The sequence below is a fragment of the Microbacterium sp. WCS2018Hpa-23 genome (genome assembly GCF_031843845.1).
Lineage (GTDB): Bacteria > Actinomycetota > Actinomycetes > Actinomycetales > Microbacteriaceae > Microbacterium.
Map to the genome: position 1 here is coordinate 269,659 of NZ_JAVTIZ010000003.1, position 16,078 is coordinate 285,736.

A 16,078-nucleotide genomic window follows, 5' to 3' on the forward strand; every position below is an offset into this window, starting at 1 on the left:
CGATTCAGCGCTCGCGTTCACGATTCAGAACAGGGGAGCGGGTTCCGGCGCCACAGCGGCGAGACGGGGGACGTTCCCGGGTGTCCGTGCTGAATAGCGCACAGGGCCATCGAGTTCTCCGCAGATCGGGCAGCAGATGTCTCCGCAGATGCGGAATTTTCCCGCCTCAGCATCCGCTCCTGCGGTAACGTTCACCTATGCAGACCTTTCGGATATCCCGCGCCGCACAGCTGCTCGGGGTGAGCGACGACACGGTGCGGCGCTGGATCGATCAGGGCTTGCTGCCGACGACCGACGCCGTCCCGGCCGAGATCCCCGGAGACGCTCTCGCCGCCCGCGCTGTGCAGCTCGCCGAGGAGGCGCAGGAGTCGAATCACGCGCTCTCGAGCGCCCGCAACCGCTTCGTCGGCATCGTGACCCGCGTGCAGATCGACGGAGTCATGGCGCAGGTCGACCTGCAGTCGGGGCCCCACCGGGTCGTCTCGCTCATGTCAGCCGAGGCCGCCCGCGAACTGAACCTCGAGGTGGGCTCGCTCGCGGCCGCATCCGTCAAGGCGACGCAGGTCGTCGTCGAAGTGCCGAAGGGCTGACACATGAACCGCACTCTCCGCCGCACCGTCACGGTCGCTCTGACCGCCGCAGCGCTCGCCCTCGCGGGGTGCGCCGCGGGTGCCGAGTCGCCGACGCCGACCGCCGCGGGCGAGGCATCCGAGAGCGCCGTGAGCGGTGAGCTCACGGTCTACGCGGCCGCCTCGCTGTCCGGAGCGTTCGACGAGATCGGCGCGGCGTTCACCGCGGTGAACCCCGGCGTGGAGGTCAGCGGCGTCTACGACGGATCGTCGACGTTGGTCACGCAGCTCCTCGAAGGCGCCCCGGCCGATGTGTTCGCCTCCGCCGACGAGGCCAACATGGACAAGCTCGAGGGTGCCGCGGTCGCCCCGACCCTGTTCGCGTCGAACACGCTCGTGATCGCCGTGCCGACCGGCAACCCCGGCGGCGTCGAGACCCTCGACGACCTGGCCGACGTCACCACGGTGCTGTGCGCCCCCGAGGTGCCGTGCGGTGCCGCATCCGCCACCCTGATCTCGAACGCGGGCGTCACGGTCGAGGCGGCCAGCCTCGAGCAGAACGTGACCGCTGTGCTCACCAAGGTCGCAGCCGGCGAGGCCGACGCCGGGCTCGTGTACGCGACCGACGTGGTCGGCGGCGACGACGTCGAGGTGATCGTGCCCGACGGCGCCGACGAGGTCGTCAACCACTATCCGATCGCGGCGCTGTCGGAGGCTCCGAACTCGGCGGCCGCCGAGGCGTTCGTCGCCTTCGTGCTCTCGGATGAGGGGCAGCGCATCCTGGCCGACTTCGGGTTCGGAGCGCCGTGAGTGCCGCCGGAGCGCGCGGATACGCGCCGCGTGCGCTGGTCATCCCCGCGCTGATCGGTCTCGCGTTTCTCATCCTCCCGCTCGCGGCGCTGGTCGCCCGTGTCGAGTGGTCGACCTTCATCGCCGACGTCACGTCGGAGGCCGCGCGCTCGGCGCTGCTGCTGTCGTTGGGCACCGGTCTCATCGCCACGGTGCTCTGCATCGTGATCGGCGTTCCGCTGGCGCTGACGATCGCTCGTTCGGGACCGCGCCTGGCTGCGGTGCTGCGCGCGGCTGTCACGGTTCCGCTCGTGCTGCCGCCCATGGTCGGCGGCGTCGCCCTGCTCTACCTGTTCGGGCGCGCGGGATGGTTCGGCGGGCTGGGGCTCTCGTTCAGCACTCCGGCGGTCATCCTCGCGCAGACGTTCGTGGCGCTGCCGTTCCTGGTGCTGGCGGTCGAGGGCGCCGTGCGCACCTCGGGGGTCGAGTACGAGCGCACCGCCGCGGCGCTCGGCGCCGGCCGCTGGACGATCTTGCGTCGCATCACCCTGCCTCTGGCGGCTCCCGGAATCGTGGCCGGCGTTGTGCTGTGCTTCGCGCGGGCGATCGGTGAGTTCGGGGCCACGGCGCTCTTCGCGGGCAACCGCCCCGGCGTCACTCAGACCATGCCCCTGGCGATCTACACCGCGTTCAACGGTGCCGGGGTGACGCAGGGTGCCGCGGTCGCCCTCGCGCTGTTGCTGCTCGCCACCGCGACCCTCGTGCTGCTGCTCGTGCGCGGTTGGCGTCCGGGGGCTGCGCGATGAACGCCGTCGGCGGCCTGCACGCTCATGTGGTGGTGCCTCGGGAGCACTTCACGGTCGACGTCTCACTGCAGGTGGAAGCGGGAGAGACGGTCGCCGTGATGGGGCCGAGCGGCGCGGGAAAGTCGACGCTGCTGCAGGCGCTCGCGGGACTCGAGCCGCTGGGTGGGGGCGAGATCGTCGTCGAGGGTCGGGTCGTCGACCGGGTCGCGAAGCCCAGGGTGCGGACCGAGCCGATGCGCCGCGGTGTCGTGCTGCTCGGGCAGAAGCCCCGGCTGTTCCCGCATCTGTCGGCGCGCGAGAACGTGGCGTTCGGGCAGCGTGCGGCGGGCGTCGAGGCTCGTGCTGCGCGAGCAGGTGCCGACGACTGGCTCGCGCGGGTCGGGCTCCCCGGCTCCGGTGAGCGGATGCCGCACGAGCTGTCCGGCGGCGAGCAGCAGCGCGTCGCGGTCGCGCGTGCGCTCGCCGCATCCCCTCGAGTCGTGCTGCTCGACGAGCCGCTCGTCGCCCTCGATCCCGAGACGGCCGGTGACATCAGGCGGATGCTGCGCGACCAGCTCGTCTCGACCACCACCGTCGCCGTCACGCATGATGCGGCGGATGCCGTCGCGCTCGCCGACCGGCTGATCGTCGTCGAAGCTGGTCGCGTGACGCAGGAGGGGCCGGTGCGAGAAGTGCTCGCCTCACCCGCATCCGGTTTCGTCGCCTCGATCGGCGGGGTCAACCGCCTCGTCGGGGCCGCGAGCGGGGGAGGGTGGAGCAGCGGCGAGGTGCTGCTGACCAGCGCCGATCCTGCGTCGCGTGCGCTCGCTGCGACGGACGGTGCTGCGCTCGCCGCGGTCTTCCGCCCGGGCGACGTGCGGGTCGCGGAGCCAGGTCTGGATTCGTGGCCGGCTGTGGTGACGCGCATCGAGCCCACGCTGGGAGGCGTGCGCGTGCACACCGATGCCGGGGCGGTCGACCTGTCGCTGGATGCTGCCGGAGGGTTGGCGGTCGGCGATCGGATTCGGCTGCGGGTGGACCCGGCGCTGGTGCGGTTCGTCGCCGTCCGCTGAGTCCATCCCTTATTGCGCCGGATGGCTGACGGCATCTCGGATGGCAGATCGGATGCGGCCGCGGATGCAGCCAGGCGGGGGATCGTCAGCCAAGGGGTCCCGTCCGAGCCGACCGACTCTGCGACCTGGCAATATGCCGGTCGTCGTGCCCGCACGGGCCTGGGTGTCGAAGGCGCGGGTAGTCTCGGAACATGTCGGGGAGAGGGATCGAGCGATGACGGCTGTGCCGGTCGTGATCGGGATGCGGGCGCCGAGCGCCGCGGTCCTCGATGCCGCCGCGCCCGCATCGCGGGGCCTCGTCGACACCCACGGCCGAGTCCACCGCGATCTGCGCATCTCGCTGACGGACCGCTGCTCGCTGCGCTGCACGTACTGCATGCCCGAGCAGGGCAACGAATGGCTCGCGCGCACCAGCATCCTGTCGACCGACGAGATCGTCGAGGTGGCGCAGGTTGCCTCCTCGCTCGGCATCCGCACCTTCCGCCTCACGGGCGGCGAGCCGCTGCTGCGTGCCGACATCGTCGAGGTCGTGCGTCGGGTGTCCGCGATCGAGGGGGACGAGGGCCCTGTCGAGGTCGCGATGACCACCAACGGCATCACGCTCGCGAAGCACCTGCCCGACCTGATCGATGCCGGTCTCACGCGGCTGAACATCAGCATCGACACGGTCGATCGTCAGCGCTTCGCCGACCTCACCCGCCGGGATCGCATCGACGACGTGTTCGAGGGCATCGCGGCGGCGGCGGCATCCGAACTCCGCCCGCTCAAGCTCAACACGGTCGCCATGCGCGGCGTGAACGACGACGAGCTGCCCGACCTGGTCGCGTTCGCGATGGAGGTCGGCGCGCAGCTGCGCTTCATCGAGCAGATGCCGCTCGACGCCGGGCACACGTGGGACCGCGCCTCGATGGTCACGCGCGAGGAGATCCTCGAGAAGCTCAGCGCGCGGTGGAGCCTCGAGCCGATCCCCGGTCGCGGCGGAGCACCGGCCGAGAAGTGGCGCATCGACGGCGGACCGCACGAGGTCGGCGTCATCGCCTCGGTCACCGCCCCCTTCTGCGGCGCGTGCGACCGACTGCGACTGACCGCCGACGGGCAGCTGCGCAACTGCCTCTTCTCGAACGCCGAGTACGACCTGATCGGCGTTCTACGCGGCGATGCGGCCTCCGATGCGGGTCACCGTGCCGAGGGGATCGGAGACATGCTGCGCTCGTGCGTGCACGGCAAGCTGCCGGGGCACGCGATCAACGACCCGTCGTTCCTGCAGCCCGCCCGTGGCATGAACGCCATCGGCGGCTGAGGCAGAGTTCGGATGCGGTGAACCCGCACTTATGTTTTCACAAAATGTTTGTTTTAATACAAAATGTGAAAGCAACTGTGCCGGTGATCTCGCCTCTGCTGCGATCTGATCTTCAGGGACACCTTCTCGCGCTCCTTCTGCTCGCGCCCGATCGAGAGCGCACCGTGACGGAGATCGCGGCCGACGTCGAGGGATCGATGCCCACTGTGCATCGCGAGATCGAGCGGCTCGTTACGGCGGAGTTCCTGACCCAGCGCAGGTCGGGTCGGAATCGCTACATCCGAGCGAACCGCGAGCATCCGCTCTACCGCCCCGTTCGAGAGATCATCGAGTATGCCTATGGCCCCCGCGTGGTGCTTCCCGAGGTCCTCGCCGATGTCGGTGGGGTCGAGGATGCTTACGTCTATGGTTCTTGGGCTGCGCGCATGAGTGGTGAGGCCGGCGCCGACCCCCAAGACATCGACGTTCTGGTCGTGGGCAGTCCCGATCGGGTCGAGATCCAAGAAGCAGCATCGGCAGCAGAGGCGCAGCTCGGTCGAGAGGTCAACATGCGGGTGGTCAGCGCCGAGCGTTGGCAGGACGCAGACGAGCCCTTCCTCCGCACGGTCAGGGATCGACCGCTCGTGAGGCTGCGGGTCGAGAGCGAGTCGGAGGCTCCGTGAATCGACTACTGAGGTGGGAGACGGGTCGACTCGCCATCGATGCTCTTCTGGAGAAGAAGCACCTCGAGCAGGTCGCGGCGAATGTCGAGCACGCCGAACTGCTCATCGAGCGTGCCCGGAGGCATGTCGCGTCAGCGGTGACGCTTCGAGACGATGATCCCGACCAGGCTTTCACCTCGGCATACGACGCTGCACGCAAGTCGCTCACTGCGTGCCTCGCCGTGCAGGGGCTCAGGCCCACGTCCCGCGGTGGGCACGTGGCGGTTTACGAGGCTGCCATGGCACAGTTCGACCCGCCGCTGGGGGTGAAGATCAAGCCGTTCGACTGGATGCGGCGAATGAGGAACGACAGTGAGTATCCAGATTTTGATACCCCGGAGATCACAGCCGATGACGTCGACGCGGCTGTCGCTGCTGCCCGCCTGATGATCGATCTGTCTGCGCGTCTCGCGGATACGCTCCCGGCGTACCGACGCTGACCGACCGCTTCGGGAGGACGCCGTCTCAGCCGAGGAACTCGCGCGCGGCCGACGACAGCGCGGTGACGCCGACCTCGATGGTCGGGTGGAGCACGGGTGCGAAGAACGGCGAGTGGTTCGTGGGGATGTCCTTGTCGAGCGTCCCCGCGGCGGCTGATGCCGCGAAGGTCGCCGCGTCCACTCCACCCCAGAACCAGAACACGAGCGGCGCTCCGGTGTCACGGGCGAACCACGAGACGTCTTCACTGCCGGTGAACATGCCGGGGTCGATCACTGACGCCTCGCCCAGCGCGCGCTGCAGCGCCGACGTGACGCGTGCCGTGGCATCGGCGTCGTTGATCGTGGGCGGCAGGGTGTGGTCAGTGCGGACTTCGGGTTCGCGCTCGGCGCCGGATGCCGCAGCCTCGGCGCGCACGATGCGCTCGACGCTCGCGAGCACCTTGTCGCGCATCTCGTCGTTCGGGTAGCGCAGGCTGAGCTCGAGCTTGGCTTCGGCTGGGATGATGTTGTTCTTGAGGCCCGCGTGGATCGATCCCACGGTCACGACGGCGACGTCGCGCGGGTCGACCTCGCGGGAGGTGATGGTCTGCAGACGCATGACGGTCGCCGCGGCCATGACCACGGGGTCGATCGTCGAGTGCGGACGAGAGCCGTGTCCGCCGCGGCCGTGCAGGGTGACGGTGAGGCCGTCGGATGCCGCCATCTGCGTGCCGGGGCGCACGCCGATCGTGCCGGCGGGAAGAGGGGTGACGTGCTGGCCGAGCACGACATCGGGGTGCGGAACGAGATCGCGCAGGCCGGCGTCGAGCATCGCGCGGGATCCGGCGCCGTACTCCTCGGCGGGCTGAATCAGCACGACCACGGTTCCCGACCAATCCGCCTTCTCGGCGACGAGCTTCTCGACCGCGCCGATCATCGCAGTGACGTGCATGTCGTGGCCGCACGCATGCATCACGGGCACGGTGTTGCCTGCGGGGTCGATGCCGGTCGCGGTGCTCGCGTAGGCGAGGCCGGTCTCTTCACCGACGGGCAGTGCGTCCATGTCAGCGCGTGCCCAGACGACCGGGCCTTCGCCGTTGCGCAGAATGCCGACCACGCCGGTGACGCCGATGCCCTCGTGCACCTCGAGGCCGAGATCGCGCAGGTGGCCGGCGGCGATGCCGGCGGTGCGCGTCTCCTGGAACGAGAGCTCAGGATGCTGGTGCAGGTCGATGTAGAGCGCTTCGAGGTCGATCGTCATGGCCCCGAGCCTAGTCGTGGCGGTAGGACTCCAAGGTGGGTCCGGGGTGCAGCACGCCGTTCACGATCGCGCGGATCGCGAACTCGCTCGCCTCGCCCAGGTCGATGACGTCGCGGTGCAGCAGCCATTGCAGCTGCAGGCCGTCCATCACGGCGAGGATTCCGGCGGCTGCGGTCGCGACCGTCTCGGGCTCGGTCACGCCCTCCTGGGCGCACAGCAGATGGAACGCGTCGGTCACCTCGCGGCGCAGCGTCGTGTAGCGCTCTTCGAAGTACTCGCGACCGGGGTGGTTGTCTGTCACGGATTCGGAGGACAGGACCGTGTACGCCTGCACGATGCCGGGGCGTCGCTCGTTGGCGATCGCCGTGCGCACCAGGTGCAGGAAGAGCTCGGGGCCACCGGGGATGTGCTTCTCGGCGAGCTCGGCCACGTCGGCCTGGTCGCGGTAGGCGAGCACCTCGAGCAGCAGTTTCTGCTTCGAGCCGAAGTGGTGCAGCACGCCCGCATGGGTGATGCCGACCTGCTCGGCGACATCGGCGAGGGTGCCGTTGGTCGATCCCTTGTTGCCGAAGATCTCGACGGCTGCCTTGAGGATCTGCTCCCGCTTCTCGCGGGTGGCAGGCCGGACGGACGTGTGGGCGACAGCATCCTTCGACATGGTCCATCCTCTTCTGCACAGAATCCTGCACTGGATCGTACTTGCCAACTCTACTTACCAACGAGTAACCTCGCACCAGCTTACTTTCTCGCCAGTAAGCAAAGACCGGTCGGATGCCCGAGCACCGACAGCAACACAGCACAACGACCCGTGCCCAAGGAGAAGCAATGAAGCTCAGAAAGTCCCTGATCGCTGTCGCGGCGATCTCCGCCCTCAGCATCTCGGCCCTCGCCGGCTGCGCCGCCGGCGGATCGAACGACGGCAGCGGCTCCGGAGACGGTGCCGCCCTGACGATCGCGAAGCCCGACGGTGCGATCACCACCGAGTCGAACAACCCGTACGTCGGCGACTCGTCGGCCTCGAAATACGGCTACGGCAAGGTCATCTTCGAGACGCTGGGCCTCGTGAACCAGACCGGCGACCGCGAGGTCACGCCCTGGCTCGCGGAGAGCATCGAGTGGAACGACGACTACACCGCGGTCACGGTCGTTCCCCGCAAGGACATCACCTGGAGCGATGGCGAGCCGTTCACCGCCGACGACATCGTCTTCACCTACGAGCTCGTCTCGACGCCGGAGCTCGACACCGCCGGCCTCAAGTTCGAGGGGGCGACCGTCGAGGGCGACGCCGTCACGCTCACGTTCGGCGAGTCGAAGTACGTGAACCAGGCCCGCGTGCTGCACGTGCCGATCGTGCCGAAGCACATCTGGGAGAAGTTCGACGAGCCCGCGACCGACCCGGTCAAGGGCGACGACCTGGTCGGAACCGGTCCGTACGCGCTGTCGAACTGGTCGACCGAGTCGGTCACGCTCGAAGCCCGCGACGACTACTGGGGCGGCGAGCTCGCCGTTCCCGAGCTTCACTACGTCTCGTACGGCGACAACACGGCACTCACCACCGCGCTCGCGCAGGGTGAGGCCGACTGGGCGCAGGCGTTCATCCCGCAGATCCAGGAGCAGTTCCTCGACGCCGACCCCGAGCACAACAAGTTCTTCGTGGCCCCGACAACGGGCTCTGCGACGCTGTTCATGAACCTGCAGCAGAAGCCGTTCGACGACGTCGCGTTCCGCAAGGCGCTCGCCTGGGTGATCGACCGCGACGCCTACGTCGACATCGCCCGTGAGGGCGCCAGCGAGCCGGTCTGGTCGGTCACCGGTCTCTCCTCGATCCTCGAAGACGAGATCCAGCCCGAGTTCGAGGGCCAGGACTACTCGGTCGACGCCGAGAAGGCGCGCGGGATCCTCGAAGAGGCCGGCTACACCTGGGACGGCGACGCGCTCGTCGACCCCGAAGGCACGCCCGTCTCGTTCACCCTCTCCGTCCCCTCCGGATGGAGCGACTGGAACACGGCGCAGGAGCTCATCGCCGAGGACATCACCGAGGCGATCGGCGCCGAGGTCAAGATCGACATGCCCGACTGGGGCGGCTGGGCCGGCCCCCGCGACGAGGGCACCTTCTCGGCGATCATCCACTGGCTCGAGGACAGCGGCACGGCATACGGCCTCTACACCTCGACGATGGACCCGCGCTGGATCTCGCCCGAGGGCATCGCAGGATTCAACTTCGGACGCTTCGAGGACCCGGCGGCCACCGAAGCGCTGAACACCTACGCGAACGCGTCGTCCGACGAGGAGCGCACCGCGGCGATCACCACTCTCGAGCAGATCTTCGTCGACCAGGTCCCGGCGATCCCGCTCGGAGCGCACCCGCTGCTCGGCGAGTACAACACCCGCAACTACGTGGGATGGCCGTCCGAGGACGACCCCTACGCCTCGGGTGACCCGACGCAGCAGAACATTGTGATGATCCTCACGAAGCTGAAGCCGGCCGAGTAAGCAGTGCATGGAGGGGCGGATGCTGCGCGCATCCGCCCCTCCCACCGACCTCCCGACCGACGAAGGACCAGGACCCCTCATGTCAGAACCCCTCCTCAGCGTGCGTGACTTCTCGGTCGTGTACGACGTCGATCCGCCCGTCGAGGCGGTGAAGAACGTGACGCTCGAACTGCAGCGAGGCGAGATCCTCGGCCTCGCGGGAGAGAGCGGATGCGGCAAGACCACGCTCGCCTACGGGGTGCAGCGCCTGCTGCGTGCCCCCGCGGTGATCGCCGGCGGCAGCGTGACGTTCCACGATGCATCCGGCGTCGATGTCGACATCAACGCCCTCGACGTCGACGCGATGCAGAAGTTCCGGTGGGACAAGGTCTCGATGGTGTTCCAGGGAGCGATGAATGCGCTCAATCCCGTCGCCACGATCGGCTCGCAGCTCGAGGACGTCTTCGAGATCCACCGGCCTGAGATGACCCGCCGCCAGCGCCGGGCCGAGGCCGAGGAGCTGCTCGAGATCGTCAAGGTCGGCCGTCAGCGCACGCGCTCCTTCCCGCACGAGCTCTCGGGCGGCATGCGTCAGCGCGTCATGATCGCCATGGCACTGGCGCTGCGTCCGCAGCTGATGGTCATGGACGAGCCGACCACCGCGCTCGACGTGCTGGTGCAGCGCGAGATCCTCAAGCAGATCTCGCAGCTGCGACACGAGTTCGGCTTCTCGGTGATCTTCATCACGCACGACCTTCCCCTGCTGCTCGAGATCAGCGACCGCATCGCGATCATGCGCGAGGGCGAGATCGTCGAACTCGCGTCCGCCGAGCAGATCTGGACGAATCCGCAGAACGATTACACGAAGACGCTGCTGTCGTCGTTCCCCCGCCTCACCGGTGCGCGAGGAGTGCTGACCCGATGACCACTCTCGAGTTCTCCCACGTCACCAAGACCTACAACGTCCGCGGAGCCGGTCAGCTCAAGGCGCTCGACGACGTCAGCTTCACCCTGACCTCAGGGCAGACCATCGGTCTGGTCGGACAGTCCGGCAGCGGCAAGTCGACCATCGCCAAGATCCTCACCCAGCTCGAGACGCCCACGACCGGAGAGGTGCGCCTCGACGGCAAGCCCATCCCTCGACGCGGCAAGGGGCTGCGCAAGTACCGTCAGCAGCTGCGGATGGTGTTCCAGGATCCGTTCGCCTCGCTCAACCCGTACCACTCGATCAGATACCACATCGAACGCCCGATCCGCCTCGACGACGTCGTGCCGAAGAAAGAGACCGAGGCCGAGGTGCGCCGCCTGCTCGAGCGCGTGCGGCTCGACGCGGATGCCGTGATCGACCGCCGCCCGCACGAGCTCTCCGGCGGTCAGCGCCAGCGCGTGGCCATCGCCCGCGCGCTCGCATCCCGCCCCTCGCTGCTCGTCGCCGACGAGCCGGTGTCGATGCTCGACGTGTCGATCCGCCTCGGGGTGCTGAACCTGCTCGCCGACCTGCAGCGCGAAGAGGGTCTCGGCGTTCTGTACATCACCCACGACCTCGCGACCGCCCGCCACTTCAGCGACAAGATCATGGTGCTCAACCAGGGTCGGGTCGTCGAGTACGGCGATGCCGACGACGTCATCCTCAACCCTCAGGACCCCTACACGCGCGAACTGCGGGCGGCGTCTCCCGACCCCGACAAGCACTTCGCGACGGCCGGCTCGCACGGAGGTGCACAGTGACCACCGCATCCCCCGATCTGGGTCAGGTAGACCAGCAGAGCCGCGACGCGCTCGAGGTCGGCACCACCGCGACCACCGCGCAGAAGGGCCGCACGCTCGTGCCGTGGCGGTTCTTCGCCGGTCGGGCGGGCTTCTACCTGTTCACGCTGTGGGCCGCCATCACGATCAACTTCTTCCTGCCGCGGTTCATGAAGGGCGACGCGGTCAGCTCCTACCTCGCCCGCAACCGCAACATCAGCCCGGAGGCGGCGGACTCGCTGCGCGCTCTGCTCGGCATCGACACCGACAAGTCGATGTGGCAGCAGTACCTCGACTACTGGGCGATGCTGTTCCGCGGCGACCTCGGCATCTCGACGCTGCACGGTCTGCGGCCGGTGTCGGAGGTGCTGGCATCCGCCCTCCCGTGGACGCTGGGTCTCGTCGGTCTCGCGACGATCATCTCGTTCATGCTCGGCACGGTGGGCGGCGCGATCGTCGGCTGGAAGCGCGGCAGCAGGCTCGACGCGCTCATCCCGATCACGACGTTCTTCAACACCATCCCGTACTTCTGGCTCGGGCTCATCGCGATCGCGATCTTCTCGTCGACCCTGAAGTGGTTCCCGTCGTCGCACGCCTACGACAAGGGCCAATCGCCCGAGTGGAGCGTCGACTTCATCGGCCAGGTGATCGTGCACGGCACCCTGCCGGCGGTCACGATCATCATCGCGTCGCTCGGCGGCTGGATGCTGGGCATGCGCAACATGATGCTCACGGTGCTCGACGAGGACTACATCACCGTCGCGCAGGCGAAGGGCATGCCGAACAAGCGCGTGCTGTGGGCATACGCCGCCCGCAATGCCGTGCTGCCGCAGATCCAGAGCTTCGCGCTCTCGATCGGCTTCATCGTCGGCGGCACGATCGTCATGGAGATGGTCTTCAGCTACCCGGGCGTCGGCAAGCTGCTGCTCGATGCCACCAACGCGAAGGACTTCGCCCTGATGCAGGGGGTGTTCCTGGTGATCACGCTGTCGGTGCTGGTCGCCAACATCCTGGCGGACATCGTCTACGCATACCTCGACCCGCGTACGCGCCAGACGGAGGCCTGACATGAGCGTTCCCACCTCGACCGAGACGACGGCACCCGACGGGAGCACCATCCCCACCGGGATGCCGGAGACCGCGACGTTCCGCACCGCGAGCGACGGTGTGCCCGGCCGCAAGACGTTCTGGTCGCAGCTCGCGCACTCGTTCGCGATGTTCCGCAACCCGAAGTCGATCGCCGGCCTGATCATCCTCGGGGTGTTCGTGCTGATCGCGATCTTCGCGCCGCTGCTCGCACCCTACGGGGCCACGCAGAAGGACCGCACGGCGCTCCGCCAGCCGCCGTCTCTCGACCACTGGCTCGGCACCACGCACATGGGCGAGGACGTGCTGAGCCAGCTCATCTTCGGCACCCGCGGCGTCGTCGTGGTCGGTTTCCTCTCGGCGATCATCGCGACGATCATCGCGATCACGATCGGTGTCATCGCCGGCTACGTGCGCGGCTGGAAGAGCGAGTCGCTGTCGGCGCTCACGAACGTGTTCCTCGTGATCCCCGGCATCCCGCTGATCATCATCGTGGCCTCGCAGTTCGAGAACCCGCCGCTCATCGTGATCGCCGCGGTGCTGGGTCTCACTGGATGGGCCTGGGGTGCGCGCGTGCTGCGTGCGCAGACCATGTCTCTGCGCAACCGCGACTTCATCCAGGCCGCCCGCGCCAACGGCGAGCCGCTGCACCGCATCATCACGGTCGAGATGCTGCCGAACCTGATGGCGCTGATCGCGTCGAGCTTCGTCGGCACCGTCACCGCGGCCATCCTCGGTCTCACGACCCTCGCCTTCATCGGGGTGATCCCGGTGAGCAACCTCAACTGGGGCACGATCCTGTTCTGGGCGCAGCAGAACGGCGCGTTCCCGCGACTGTGGTGGTGGTATGTGCCCGCAGGGCTCTGCATCGCGATCATCGGCGTCGCCCTGTCGCTCATCAACTTCGGCATCGACGAGTACGTGAACCCGAGGCTGCGGTCGGCGGGTGAGCGCGCCCGCGCGATGAAGAAGAAGGGGCTCAACGTGAACGACCCGGTGACGGCGGTGCGGAGCGCGCCGACGACCGACTCGGGTACCGTGCAGAGCGCGGCGACAGCGACGACGACCCATACGAAGACCGATACGAAGACACAGAACGCCGAGTGATGACCTCTCAGACCCTGACCGAATCCCTGCCCTACCTCGACCCTGAACTGCCGATCGCGGCACGCGTCGCCGACCTCCTCGATCGCATGACCGTCGAGGAGAAGATCGGGCAGATGCTGCAGCTCGACGCCCGCGACGACCTCGACGACCACGTCCTGGGAAAGCACGTCGGCTCGATCCTGCACACGTCGCCCGAGCGCATCATCCGCGCGAACGAGCTGACCTCCCAGACGCGGCTGCGCATCCCGCTGCTCGTCGCCGAGGACTGCATCCACGGCCACTCGTTCTGGCCCGGTGCGACGATCTATCCGACGCAGCTCGGCATGGCCGCGACGTGGGACGCCGAGCTCGTCGAGAAGGTCGCCAGGGCGACGGCGATCGAGGTCGCGGCGACCGGCATCCACTGGACCTTCTCTCCCGTGCTCTGCATCGCGCGCGACCTGCGCTGGGGCCGCATCGACGAGACGTTCGGCGAAGACCCGTTCCTCATCGGCGAGCTCGCTTCGGCGATGGTGCGCGGCTACCAGGGTGAGGGCCTCGACGATCCGACCGCGATCCTCGCGACGGCCAAGCACTTCGCCGGGTACTCCGAGACGCAGGGAGGTCGCGACGCGAGCGAGGCCGACATCTCGCGGCGCAAGCTGCGGTCGTGGTTCCTGCCGCCGTTCGAGCGCGTCGCTCGCGAGGGATGCCGCACGTTCATGCTCGGCTACCAGACCACCGACGGCGTGCCGATCACGGTCAACGACTGGCTGCTCAGCGACGTGCTGCGCGGCGAGTGGGGCTACACCGGCACGCTCATCACCGACTGGGACAACGTCGGTCGCATGGTGTGGGAGCAGCACGTGCAGCCCGACTACGCGTACGCCTCGGCCGCTGCGGTGACCGCCGGCAACGACATGGTCATGAACACCCCCGGCTTCTTCGCCGGTGCGCTCGAGGCGGTGTCGAACGGACTGCTCGCCGAGGACGCCTTCGATGACGCGGTCGCGCGCATCCTGACCCTGAAGTTCGAGCTCGGACTGTTCGAGAACCCGCGGCTGCCGCAGGACGACCTGGATTCCGTGGTCGGCAGCGCCGAGCACGCCAAGCTCAACCTCGAGACGGCTCGCCGCTCGATCGTTCTGCTCGAGAACGACGGTGTGCTGCCGCTCGACGCGTCGGCCCCCCTGAAGGTCGCGGTGGTGGGTCCGCTCGCCGACGACGCGCAGACGCAGCTCGGCGACTGGGCCGGTGGTTCCGGTCAGGCCGGCTGGCTCGACGGACAGCCGCGCGAGATGATCACGACGGTGCTCGACGGCTTCGCGGGCGTCGACGGATGGTCGGTGACGCATGCGCGCGGCGCCGAGATCCTCACTCTCGAGGAAGACCCTCGCGGCGCGAAGTTCCCCGACGGGCAGCCTCGGCCCTCGGTCGTCGTGCCGGCGCCGGTTGACGACGTGCTCATCGCCGACGCGGTTGCGGCTGCTGCGGCATCCGATGTCGTCGTCGCGGTCGTCGGAGACCGCATCGAGCTCGTCGGCGAAGGGCGATCGACCGCGACCCTCGAGCTGATCGGCGGACAGAACGCCCTGCTCGACGCGCTGATCGCGACGGGGAAGCCCGTGGTGATCGTGCTGCTCGCCTCCAAGCCGCTGGTGCTGCCGGCATCCGCCTCGCAGGCCGCCGCCGTCATCTGGGCTGCCAACCCCGGCATGCAGGGTGGCCGGGCGCTCGCCGAGATCATCTCGGGTGCCGTCGAGCCGTCAGGGCGCCTGCCGATCTCGTTCGCCCGCCACGTCGGCCAGCAACCGACCTACTACAACCAGATCCGCGGACAGCACGGCGACCGCTACGCCGATCTCACCCAGTCTCCGGCCTGGGCGTTCGGCGAGGGGCTGTCGTACTCGACCGTCGCGTACGGCGACCTGTCGCTCGCATCCGATCGGCTCGGCCACGACGACCGGATCGTCGCCGAGGTGACGGTCACGAACACGGGTTCGCGACCCGCGCGCGAGACCGTGCAGGTCTATGTGCGCGACTCCGTGACGAGTGTCAGCTGGGCGGACAAGGAGCTCAAGACCTATCGCCAGGTCGACGTCGCACCGGGGGAGTCCGTGCGCGTGCGCCTCGACCTGCCCGTCGCCGACTGCTCGATCGTGGATGCCGCCGGCATCCGCCTCGTGGAGTCGGGATCATTCGAGCTGCTCGTGGGCTCGAGCTCGCGTGACGACGCGCTGCTGAGCGCCGCCTTCACCGTCGCCTGAACCGACTCCTGAGTCGCGTCGTGACGAGGGCGCTCAGGCGTCCTCGTCACGCAGACGCTGGGGCCCTGCGCCCTGGCTGCCGAGAGCATCGCCGGGGTTGAGCAGGCCGCAGGCCTTCATCGACAGGCACCCGCAGCCTATGCATCCGGTGAGTTCGCGCTCGAGACGCTCGATCCCCTCGCGGCGTTTCTCGAGCTCTCGCTTCCAGCGTCTCGACGCACGCTGCCAGTCGGCATGGCTCGGGGTCTGGGTCAGGGGCACGTCGGCGAACGCGTGCTGCACGTCGGAGAGGGGGATGCCGAGGCGCTTCGCCACCGTGATCAGCGAGACCCGCCGCAGCATGTGACGGGCATAGCGGCGCTGATTTCCGGCGGTGCGGGTCGACGCGATGAGTCCGAGGCTCTCGTAGAAGTGCAGGGCTGAGGGGGCGACGCCGGTGCGCCTGCTCATCTCGCCGATCGTCAAGGGTTCGTCGGGGCCGTGGACGGCCCGATCGGAATCTGTCTCTGCGGTCATCGCGACCT

The 16,078-nt window shown here is 68.5% G+C and carries 16 protein-coding genes; 13 read left to right on the forward strand and 3 right to left on the reverse strand.

Annotated features, from left to right (window positions below; translation table 11 throughout):
- The first annotated feature begins 197 nt into the window (after positions 1–197).
- From RQG77_RS06820 to RQG77_RS06850, 7 genes are all read left to right on the forward strand, one after another.
- Positions 198–590: a TOBE domain-containing protein gene (locus tag RQG77_RS06820; RefSeq protein ID WP_311244060.1), complete on the forward strand. Its 393-nt coding sequence runs from the start codon at positions 198–200 to the stop codon at positions 588–590.
- 3 nt (positions 591–593) lie between these two features.
- The gene (gene modA / locus RQG77_RS06825) at positions 594–1,379 is read left to right on the forward strand and encodes a molybdate ABC transporter substrate-binding protein (protein ID WP_311244061.1); all 786 of its coding nucleotides are present in this window, start codon (positions 594–596) and stop codon (positions 1,377–1,379) included.
- On the forward strand, positions 1,376–2,164 hold the full coding sequence (gene modB / locus RQG77_RS06830) for a molybdate ABC transporter permease subunit (protein WP_311244062.1): 789 nt from the start codon (positions 1,376–1,378) through the stop codon (positions 2,162–2,164). Before modA ends, modB begins: the two co-directional genes overlap by 4 nt.
- Positions 2,161–3,216, forward strand: a complete 1,056-nt coding sequence (locus tag RQG77_RS06835; protein WP_311244063.1) for an ABC transporter ATP-binding protein — start codon at positions 2,161–2,163, stop codon at positions 3,214–3,216. The genes modB and RQG77_RS06835 overlap by 4 nt, the downstream gene beginning before the upstream one ends.
- A 214-nt stretch (positions 3,217–3,430) precedes the next feature.
- The gene (moaA, locus tag RQG77_RS06840) at positions 3,431–4,516 is read left to right on the forward strand and encodes a GTP 3',8-cyclase MoaA (protein ID WP_311244064.1); all 1,086 of its coding nucleotides are present in this window, start codon (positions 3,431–3,433) and stop codon (positions 4,514–4,516) included.
- Positions 4,517–4,599: 83 nt separating this feature from the next.
- Entirely contained in the window at positions 4,600–5,178 is a 579-nt protein-coding gene (locus RQG77_RS06845; RefSeq protein WP_311244065.1) for an ArsR family transcriptional regulator, read from the forward strand.
- Positions 5,179–5,315: 137 nt separating this feature from the next.
- Positions 5,316–5,657 carry a HEPN domain-containing protein gene (locus tag RQG77_RS06850; protein WP_311244174.1) on the forward strand — a complete coding sequence of 114 codons (342 nt, stop codon included), beginning with the start codon at positions 5,316–5,318 and terminating at the stop codon, positions 5,655–5,657.
- A gap of 25 nt (positions 5,658–5,682) precedes the next feature.
- On the opposite strand, the gene RQG77_RS06855 is transcribed toward RQG77_RS06850, so the two are convergent.
- Complete coding sequence (locus RQG77_RS06855; RefSeq protein WP_311244066.1) at positions 5,683–6,897, reverse strand: amidohydrolase; 1,215 nt, start codon at positions 6,895–6,897, stop codon at positions 5,683–5,685.
- 10 nt (positions 6,898–6,907) lie between these two features.
- Entirely contained in the window at positions 6,908–7,555 is a 648-nt protein-coding gene (locus RQG77_RS06860) for a TetR/AcrR family transcriptional regulator (protein WP_311244067.1), read from the reverse strand.
- Between the two features lie 167 nt (positions 7,556–7,722).
- On the opposite strand from RQG77_RS06860, the gene RQG77_RS06865 reads away from it, so the two are divergent.
- The 6 genes from RQG77_RS06865 to RQG77_RS06890 all read left to right on the forward strand — a co-directional run bounded on the left by RQG77_RS06865 (position 7,723) and on the right by RQG77_RS06890 (position 15,554).
- A complete protein-coding gene (locus RQG77_RS06865) occupies positions 7,723–9,390 on the forward strand; it encodes an ABC transporter substrate-binding protein (RefSeq protein ID WP_311244068.1) in 1,668 nt (555 codons plus the stop codon).
- Positions 9,391–9,469: 79 nt separating this feature from the next.
- Positions 9,470–10,294, forward strand: coding sequence for an ABC transporter ATP-binding protein (locus RQG77_RS06870; protein ID WP_311244069.1), 825 nt, complete (start codon positions 9,470–9,472; stop codon positions 10,292–10,294).
- The gene (locus tag RQG77_RS06875; protein WP_311244070.1) at positions 10,291–11,097 is read left to right on the forward strand and encodes an ATP-binding cassette domain-containing protein; all 807 of its coding nucleotides are present in this window, start codon (positions 10,291–10,293) and stop codon (positions 11,095–11,097) included. Before RQG77_RS06870 ends, RQG77_RS06875 begins: the two co-directional genes overlap by 4 nt.
- Positions 11,094–12,182, forward strand: a complete 1,089-nt coding sequence (locus RQG77_RS06880) for an ABC transporter permease (protein WP_311244071.1) — start codon at positions 11,094–11,096, stop codon at positions 12,180–12,182. The genes RQG77_RS06875 and RQG77_RS06880 overlap by 4 nt, the downstream gene beginning before the upstream one ends.
- 1 nt (position 12,183) lies before the next feature.
- Positions 12,184–13,308, forward strand: a complete 1,125-nt coding sequence (locus RQG77_RS06885; protein WP_311244072.1) for an ABC transporter permease — start codon at positions 12,184–12,186, stop codon at positions 13,306–13,308.
- Positions 13,308–15,554, forward strand: coding sequence for a glycoside hydrolase family 3 N-terminal domain-containing protein (locus RQG77_RS06890; RefSeq protein WP_311244073.1), 2,247 nt, complete (start codon positions 13,308–13,310; stop codon positions 15,552–15,554). Before RQG77_RS06885 ends, RQG77_RS06890 begins: the two co-directional genes overlap by 1 nt.
- 33 nt (positions 15,555–15,587) lie before the next feature.
- On the opposite strand, the gene soxR is transcribed toward RQG77_RS06890, so the two are convergent.
- A complete protein-coding gene (gene soxR, locus RQG77_RS06895) occupies positions 15,588–16,070 on the reverse strand; it encodes a redox-sensitive transcriptional activator SoxR (protein WP_311244074.1) in 483 nt (160 codons plus the stop codon).
- Positions 16,071–16,078: the final 8 nt, after the last annotated feature.

Coding starts and splice junctions, on each gene's coding strand:
- RQG77_RS06820 (WP_311244060.1), top strand. CDS start 198: ATGCAGACCTTTCGGATATCCCGCGCCGCACAGCTGCTCGGGGTGAGC.
- modA (WP_311244061.1), top strand. CDS start 594: ATGAACCGCACTCTCCGCCGCACCGTCACGGTCGCTCTGACCGCCGCA.
- RQG77_RS06835 (WP_311244063.1), top strand. CDS start 2,161: ATGAACGCCGTCGGCGGCCTGCACGCTCATGTGGTGGTGCCTCGGGAG.
- moaA (WP_311244064.1), top strand. CDS start 3,431: ATGACGGCTGTGCCGGTCGTGATCGGGATGCGGGCGCCGAGCGCCGCG.
- RQG77_RS06855 (WP_311244066.1), bottom strand. CDS start 6,897: ATGACGATCGACCTCGAAGCGCTCTACATCGACCTGCACCAGCATCCT.
- RQG77_RS06860 (WP_311244067.1), bottom strand. CDS start 7,555: ATGTCGAAGGATGCTGTCGCCCACACGTCCGTCCGGCCTGCCACCCGC.
- RQG77_RS06865 (WP_311244068.1), top strand. CDS start 7,723: ATGAAGCTCAGAAAGTCCCTGATCGCTGTCGCGGCGATCTCCGCCCTC.
- RQG77_RS06870 (WP_311244069.1), top strand. CDS start 9,470: ATGTCAGAACCCCTCCTCAGCGTGCGTGACTTCTCGGTCGTGTACGAC.
- RQG77_RS06875 (WP_311244070.1), top strand. CDS start 10,291: ATGACCACTCTCGAGTTCTCCCACGTCACCAAGACCTACAACGTCCGC.
- RQG77_RS06885 (WP_311244072.1), top strand. CDS start 12,184: ATGAGCGTTCCCACCTCGACCGAGACGACGGCACCCGACGGGAGCACC.
- RQG77_RS06890 (WP_311244073.1), top strand. CDS start 13,308: ATGACCTCTCAGACCCTGACCGAATCCCTGCCCTACCTCGACCCTGAA.
- soxR (WP_311244074.1), bottom strand. CDS start 16,070: ATGACCGCAGAGACAGATTCCGATCGGGCCGTCCACGGCCCCGACGAA.